Consider the following 6,403-nt stretch of genomic DNA (forward strand, 5'->3'; position numbering starts at 1 on the left):
TACGGCGAAATTTTTACCGCCTGTCGTAAAGTGCGAGCGGCGGCAGATTTCAGGCAAAATTCAGCTACCTGCGTTAAGGCGCGGCAAATTTAAGCGAGCCTGCCGCCCGCCGTAATGCGCGGCAAAGTCGTAAAGGGCGGCAAAGTCGCAGCGCGCGCTAAATTTAAAGCAAAATACCGACCTCATCGCGGCGCGCGAGGCGTCCGCGGCAAATCGATATAAAATTTAAAGCAGAATTTTATGTGAATGCGGCGCGCGACACGCCCGCGCTTTTTTACGTCGCCAAAGCTTGCATCATCAAAGCTTGCATCATCAAAGATTGCATCATCAAAGATTGCATCGGCCAGGATTGCGCCGTCAAAGCTTGCATCGGCGCGACTTGCGCCTGTGGGGCAAAATTTTACGGCGAGCTATGAATTGCAAGACGCAGCTCATCCGCGCCGTCTTGATCTGAAATTTAAAGCGGAATTTTAACGCGCGCCTCGGTTCCGACGCCGGGTTCGCTTTCGTATTCGATCTGCCCGCCTAAAAGACCTGTCGCCGTGCGTACGATGCTAAGCCCAAGCCCGCTGCCGAGCTCTTTGTGCGATTCCTCGCACTGATAAAATCGGTCAAAAATTTTATCCAGTTTCTCGCGCGCGATGCCGATGCCTTCGTCTTTGATGCTCACCTGCGCAAAGCCATCGTAAGCGCGGCAACGGATGAAAATTTTACCGCCCTGGCGCGAGTACTTAAGCGCGTTTTCGATCAAATTTCGCCAAATTTGATTTAGCAGTCCCGCGTTTGATCGCACGCTAAGCGGTGATAAATCTAGCTCAAACTCGTGCCCTTCGTAGCTTTGGCTCAGCGATATGATGCATTGCCTAAGCTGCTCGTCGATACGTACCGTCTCATCTAGGCGCACCGCCGCGCCGCTATCAAGCCTCGTTAGCTTTAACATATCGGTGCAGAGCTTGCTTAAGCGGTTTGCTTCCGCGCCGATGTAGGCTGCGTATCGCACGGCGCGCTCCTCGCTCACGCCGCCCTCTATCATCTCGCTTAACGCGGCGATCGAGGAGATCGGCGTTTTCATCTCGTGCGAGACGTTTGAGACGAACTCCTTTTGCAGCTGCTCGTGCTTTTGCAGCTTCTGCGCCATTTTATTGACATTTACCACAAGCTCGTCGAGCTCGTGCATATAGAGGTAATCAGTGCGGCGCCTATGTATCTTGCGCTCGGCGCGCGCCTCAAAATCGCCGTTTGCGATCGCGGTAATCGCGCCTAGTAGCCGCTTGATCGGGCGGAATAAAATTTTAAGTCCGAAGTAAAGCAGGGTAAAATTTAGTGCCATCGTGATTAAGCAGATGATCGCGCACAGCGCCACTCCGTCCCAAAACCCGCCGATCTTGCCGCCGATGCCTATGTAAAAAAGCATGCAGACTGCAAAGCAGACGATGAAATTTATCACGCCGAATGCGAGCGAAGAGTAAAACGCGATGAAGCTTTTAAGGCTGATGAGGTATTTTTTCACGCTCGCTCCTTTTTTACGGCTTTGTAACCGAGTCCGCGCACGGTGATTATCTCAAAATCTTTGGAGTTTTCAAATTTCGCCCGCAGCTTTTTGATGTGCGTATCGACGACGCGCTCGTCGCTGTCCGTTTCGTAGCCCCAAATTTCGCTCATTATCTCAAACCTCGTAAAAATTCTGCCCGCGTAGCTTAGCAGCAAAAACAAAAGACGAAATTCCTTCGGCGCCAGGCTTATCCGCTCGCCCTCGGTGCGGACGCTAAGCGTATCGTAGTCAAGCTCGCTTCCGCCGATGAGAAGCCGCTTTTCGTTCGCGATCTTTGCGCGCCTTAGCAGCGCATGCACGCGCAGCACGAGCTCTTTTAAATTTATCGGCTTGCTCATATAATCGTCCGCGCCGCTTTTAAAGCCCGTCTGCATATCCTCGATCTCGCTTTTTGCCGTTATAATCAGTATCGGCTGGCTCTTGCCGTCGCGCCTAACGTATCTGCTAAGCTCAAAGCCGTCCATCTTAGGCATCATCACGTCCGAGATGATCAGATCGAAGTGCGCCTCATCCAGCGCCTCTGCCGCCTGCTTGCCATCGAAGGCGCAGCTCACGCTAAAACCCTCGTCAAGCAGCTTTTCCCTTATCGCCGAGCTCAAAGCCTCGTCGTCTTCGACTAGTAAAATATTAAGCATCATCGCTCCCGTTTTGATAAATTTATGCGCTTAAATTTATACATAAAATTTTAAGAAACAATGAGATATTATACGTAAATTTTTTCAAGGAGTAAAGAATGAATTTCAAAAAAACCATATCGGCTGCCGTTATTGCAGCTTCGGTGCTGGCGCTATTTAGCGGATGCGCGAAAGAGAGCTCTCGCGTAGTGCAAACCCCTACGGTAGCGACCTTAAACACCAACTACTCGGGCGAGCGAATCGCCGTGTCGGTAGGACGCTTTAACAACCAGTCCTCTTACAACAACGGCGTGTTCTCCGACGGCGAGGATAGACTGGGCAACCAAGCGCAGACGATTTTAATCTCAAGCTTACAGCAAACAGGACGCTTCTCGGTGCTTGATCGCACGAATATGCGCGCCATCAAAGAGGAAAGCGCAATCTCCAAAAGCGCACAAAACTTAAAGGGCGCCAGATACGTTATCACCGGCGACGTGACTGAGTTTGGCCGCAAGACGACCGGAGATCATCAGCTGTTTGGAATTTTAGGCAAGGGAAAGACTCAAACCGCGTATTCTAAAGTAAATTTAAACATCGTTGATGTTAGAACGTCCGAGGTGGTCTTTTCGACTCAGGGCGCGGGCGAGTATGAGCTATCTAATCGCGAAGTGCTAGGTTTCGGCGGCACTGCGGGCTATGATTCGACGCTAAACGGCAAGGTGCTAAGCCTAGCGATCATCGAAGCGGTCAATAATCTCGTAAACGGCCTTGAAAACGGCGCGTTTAAAGTGAGATAAGGATTAAATTTGAAAGCGAGCAGCGCTCTTGCTCTTGCTGCTGCGGCCGTGATCTTTTGCGGCTGCGGCGGCGGGACGCGGAATCAAATTTATTACTGGGACGGCAGCTACACGGACTCGACCTATCAGTATCTAAAGCAGGAAGGCGACGTAGGCGAGCAGATCGAAGCGCTTGAAAAATCTATCCAAAAAGCATACGAAAAGGGACTCAAAGTCCCGCCGGGGCTTTATTCGCATCTGGGGCTTTTGTATCTAAGCGCGGGTAACGGCGCGAGGGCGAGGGAAAACTTTGAAAAAGAAGCTCAGGCCTTCCCTGAATCAAAGCCGTTTTTGACCTTCGTTACAAATCCCGCCGCGCTTAAAAAAGCTGAGGCTGCGGCCAAGCCCGGCGCCGATAAAGCCCAAGGATCAAGCGGACGCGAAGCCGCCAAAGCGGCCTCTGCAAAGCAAGGCAAAGCTGCCGCAAAGCAGGGCGGCAAAACGAATAAAAAGGCTAAAAAATGAAAAATAAAGCTCAAATAGCGATTTTTAGCGTATTCGTGGCGCTGTTTTTTAATGCGTGCGCTCTAAGCGAGCCTGAAATTTATGACTACTCGGCGCTTCAGCAGGCTAAGCCGAGATCGATTTTGGTGCTGATGCCGAGCAACGAAACTACCGAAGTGGACGCAGGCTCTGCCGTGCTTGCCAACGCGATCTATCCGCTAAGCGAAGCGGGGTATTATGTATTTTCGCCCGCGCTCGTGCATGAGACCTTTAAAAATAACGGAATTTATGAGGCTAGCGACATCCAAAACGTCTCCGCGCACAAGCTAAGGCAGATTTTCGGTGCGGACGCCGTGCTGTATCTGAACGTCGTCAAATACGGCACTTCGTATATGCTTATCAAAAGCACGAACGTAGTGGCGGTCAATGCCAAACTTGTGGATTTGCGAAGCGGCGCGACGCTCTGGGAGGGCTCGGCGCAGGTCAGCGACGACTCGGGCGGAGGCGGTAACAATCTCGTGGGTATGCTGATCTCCGCGGTTATTAAGCAGGTTAGTGATACGATCACCGATGCGGGATACAAGCTCTCTGCGAGCGCAGATGCGATACTACTGGGCCAAAACTGCAACAAATGTTTGCTCTACGGCCCGTATTCGCCGCACTACGGCCAGGATAGGCAGCTTGGCGGTGAAAGATAAAATTTAAAGGACGAAAATGAAACTAGCCGAGGCACTGATACTGCGCGCCGACATACAAAAACGCATCGAGCAGCTAAAATCAAGGCTCGCGGATAACGCAAAGGTGCAAGAGGGAGAAAAGCCTAGCGAAGAGCCAAAGGTGCTGCTAGCCGAGCTGGATGCGCTTACGGGCGAGCTTGAGCGCCTGATAGTTCGGATAAATTTAACCAACTGCACCGCAAAAGCGGACGGCAAGAGCCTAACCGAGCTAATCGCCAAGCGCGACATACTCACGTTAAAAGCGGGTGCGCTGCGTGCATTCGCACAAGTCGCCGCGCAAAAGATCGATGCATATTCGCGCAGCGAGATTAAAATTTTAAGCACGGTCGACGTCGCGGCGCTGCAAAAGCAGGTGGACGAGCTGGCTAAGCAGATCAGACAGCTCGATACGACGCTGCAAGGCGCGAACTGGCAGACCGATCTGATCGACTAAAGCGTCAAATTTAGCGGCGAAATTTGAAAGAATTTCGCGAAAAATAAAATTTCGGGTAAGTATCGCAAGAGGCGAGTACGAAACTCACCTGCGAAGCAGGTTTATGGCAGCGCTCGCGGAAACGGGCGCACCCCTTTTACGATTTATTTTCAGTAAATTTACAGGGGCAATGTAACTACGCAATGTAACTACCGCGTACTGATCTAGCGATACCGAGGGCGGGAACGGGGAAATTTGAAACGAAATTTTGATTTTTGCGGCGCGCTTTGCAGGCTCGCGGCAAAATTTAATGGCGATTTTGGCGGCCTTGACGCTCAAATTTTACGTTAAATTTAGGCGCGCTTGTCATTTTGCATTTTGACCGCCGAACATCAAATTTTACAAAAATCATAAATTTAGCCAAATTTAAAGGATGAAATTTGAAATTTAAAACCCTTGCGCTAGCAGCCGCGTTTTTCTTTGCGACCGGCGTAAATGCAGAGCTTACGACAGAAGCAAATTCCATAAATTTTAGAAAAACGAGCGGCGCGGAGCTAAATCTCGCGGACGTAAAAGACGCTAAATTTAAAGACGCGCGATTTAAGAACACAGATACCGTAGCGCACGGCACAACCCCAAACTCATCACAAAAAGTAACCCTCATCGACGAAGCGAAAAATTTCTACCGCGTGGACGAGCGGCTATTTCGCAGCGCTCAGCTTGACGGGAGCGACGCCGCGAAACTGCACGAGCTGGGTATCAAAAGCATCGTAAATCTGCGCCATTTTAGCAAAGGCGGCGACAGAAGGGCGTTCGGAGATCAATTTTGGCTTGCAAACAAGCCGCTTCAAAGCTGGGAGATAAAGCCCGCGCAGATAGCGGACGTCTTGCGCACCATTCGCGAGCGCCAAAAGGAGGGCGCCGTGCTCGTGCGCTGCTATCACGGAGCCGATCGCACGGGGCTTGTGGTGGCGATGTACCGCGTGATCTATCAGGGCTGGAGCCTGGACGCCGCGCGCAGCGAGATGATAGACGGCGGATACGGCTTTCACTCCATGTGGCAGGATATCGCGGGCTTTTTGACGCCACAAAATGAAGCGCTCGTAAGAGCCGAGCTTGGAATTTAGACGCGGAATTTCGCCCGTCCGATCAGACGGCGGCAAAATTTGTAAATTTAATAATGACAAAATGCCGTTTATAACGAAATTTTAGAATACGAGCTATGTATATTTTCTGGGGCGAGGCTCGGGATACACCAAAATAGGGGCGAAAAACGAGCTGCAAAGACGCGCGGAGTTTGAGCAAAAATTTGAGGCCTGCAAACAAAAGGCGCGAGAAATTTTAAATTTATAGATATCGATAAAATTTCACTCTTTGCGGCGAGTTAAATTTAAGGCCGCAAATTTCTAAAAAATATAGCAAAGAGATTGCAAGATAGCAAAATTTAAAGCACAAAATCAAATCGTTCTATCGTACGGACGTGGCAGTGGCTTTAAATTTTAATATGCAAAATTTTAAATCAAGTGTCGCGCGTACGACTAATCGCAGCCGTACACTTGAAATTTAAATCGCAAAACTTAAATTATAGAATTTAACCGCGCGCGCCGAAGCGGAAGCCCGAGGAGTTAAAACAACCCTGCGCGGCTAAATGCTAAAATCTTCGCCGAGGTAGAATTTACGGACATTCGGATCGCTGGCTATCTCTTTTGCGGTACCGCCTGCGAAAAGCTCGCCGTCTTTGATGACGTAGGCACGGTCGCAGATCGCAAGCGTTTCGCGGACATTGTGATCGGTGATGAGCACGCCGA

At 50.5% G+C, this 6,403-nt stretch carries 8 protein-coding genes and 1 pseudogene; 5 read left to right on the forward strand and 4 right to left on the reverse strand.

The genetic code is table 11. The annotated features are described in order from the left end of the window. Positions 1 to 182: 182 nt before the first annotated feature. The 3 genes from Q0340_RS12355 to Q0340_RS07300 all read right to left on the reverse strand — a co-directional run bounded on the left by Q0340_RS12355 (position 183) and on the right by Q0340_RS07300 (position 2,187). Positions 183 to 350, reverse strand: coding sequence for a hypothetical protein (locus tag Q0340_RS12355; RefSeq protein ID WP_363317260.1), 168 nt, complete (start codon positions 348 to 350; stop codon positions 183 to 185). Between the two features lie 107 nt (positions 351 to 457). After that, on the reverse strand, positions 458 to 1,510 hold the full coding sequence (locus tag Q0340_RS07295; protein ID WP_298082765.1) for a HAMP domain-containing sensor histidine kinase: 1,053 nt from the start codon (positions 1,508 to 1,510) through the stop codon (positions 458 to 460). After that, entirely contained in the window at positions 1,507 to 2,187 is a 681-nt protein-coding gene (locus tag Q0340_RS07300; RefSeq protein WP_298082766.1) for a response regulator transcription factor, read from the reverse strand. The genes Q0340_RS07295 and Q0340_RS07300 overlap by 4 nt, the downstream gene beginning before the upstream one ends. A 98-nt stretch (positions 2,188 to 2,285) precedes the next feature. Here Q0340_RS07300 and Q0340_RS07305 point away from each other — a divergent pair, with 98 nt between their 5' ends. The 5 genes from Q0340_RS07305 to Q0340_RS07325 all read left to right on the forward strand — a co-directional run bounded on the left by Q0340_RS07305 (position 2,286) and on the right by Q0340_RS07325 (position 5,722). Beyond that, complete coding sequence (locus Q0340_RS07305; protein ID WP_177388405.1) at positions 2,286 to 2,963, forward strand: CsgG/HfaB family protein; 678 nt, start codon at positions 2,286 to 2,288, stop codon at positions 2,961 to 2,963. A 9-nt stretch (positions 2,964 to 2,972) separates the two neighbouring features. Next, complete coding sequence (locus tag Q0340_RS07310; RefSeq protein ID WP_298082767.1) at positions 2,973 to 3,467, forward strand: DUF4810 domain-containing protein; 495 nt, start codon at positions 2,973 to 2,975, stop codon at positions 3,465 to 3,467. Beyond that, positions 3,464 to 4,144 carry a DUF799 domain-containing protein gene (locus Q0340_RS07315; protein ID WP_298082768.1) on the forward strand — a complete coding sequence of 227 codons (681 nt, stop codon included), beginning with the start codon at positions 3,464 to 3,466 and terminating at the stop codon, positions 4,142 to 4,144. The genes Q0340_RS07310 and Q0340_RS07315 overlap by 4 nt, the downstream gene beginning before the upstream one ends. A gap of 16 nt (positions 4,145 to 4,160) precedes the next feature. After that, positions 4,161 to 4,616, forward strand: a complete 456-nt coding sequence (locus Q0340_RS07320) for a DIP1984 family protein (RefSeq protein WP_298082769.1) — start codon at positions 4,161 to 4,163, stop codon at positions 4,614 to 4,616. 419 nt (positions 4,617 to 5,035) lie between these two features. Further along, positions 5,036 to 5,722 carry a tyrosine-protein phosphatase gene (locus tag Q0340_RS07325; protein WP_298082770.1) on the forward strand — a complete coding sequence of 229 codons (687 nt, stop codon included), beginning with the start codon at positions 5,036 to 5,038 and terminating at the stop codon, positions 5,720 to 5,722. Positions 5,723 to 6,239: 517 nt separating this feature from the next. Here Q0340_RS07325 and Q0340_RS07330 read toward each other — a convergent pair. After that, positions 6,240 to 6,403: pseudogene (locus Q0340_RS07330) on the reverse strand (ABC transporter ATP-binding protein); the annotation flags it as partial.

The sequence above is a fragment of the uncultured Campylobacter sp. genome (genome assembly GCF_938045595.1).
Lineage (GTDB): Bacteria > Campylobacterota > Campylobacteria > Campylobacterales > Campylobacteraceae > Campylobacter_B.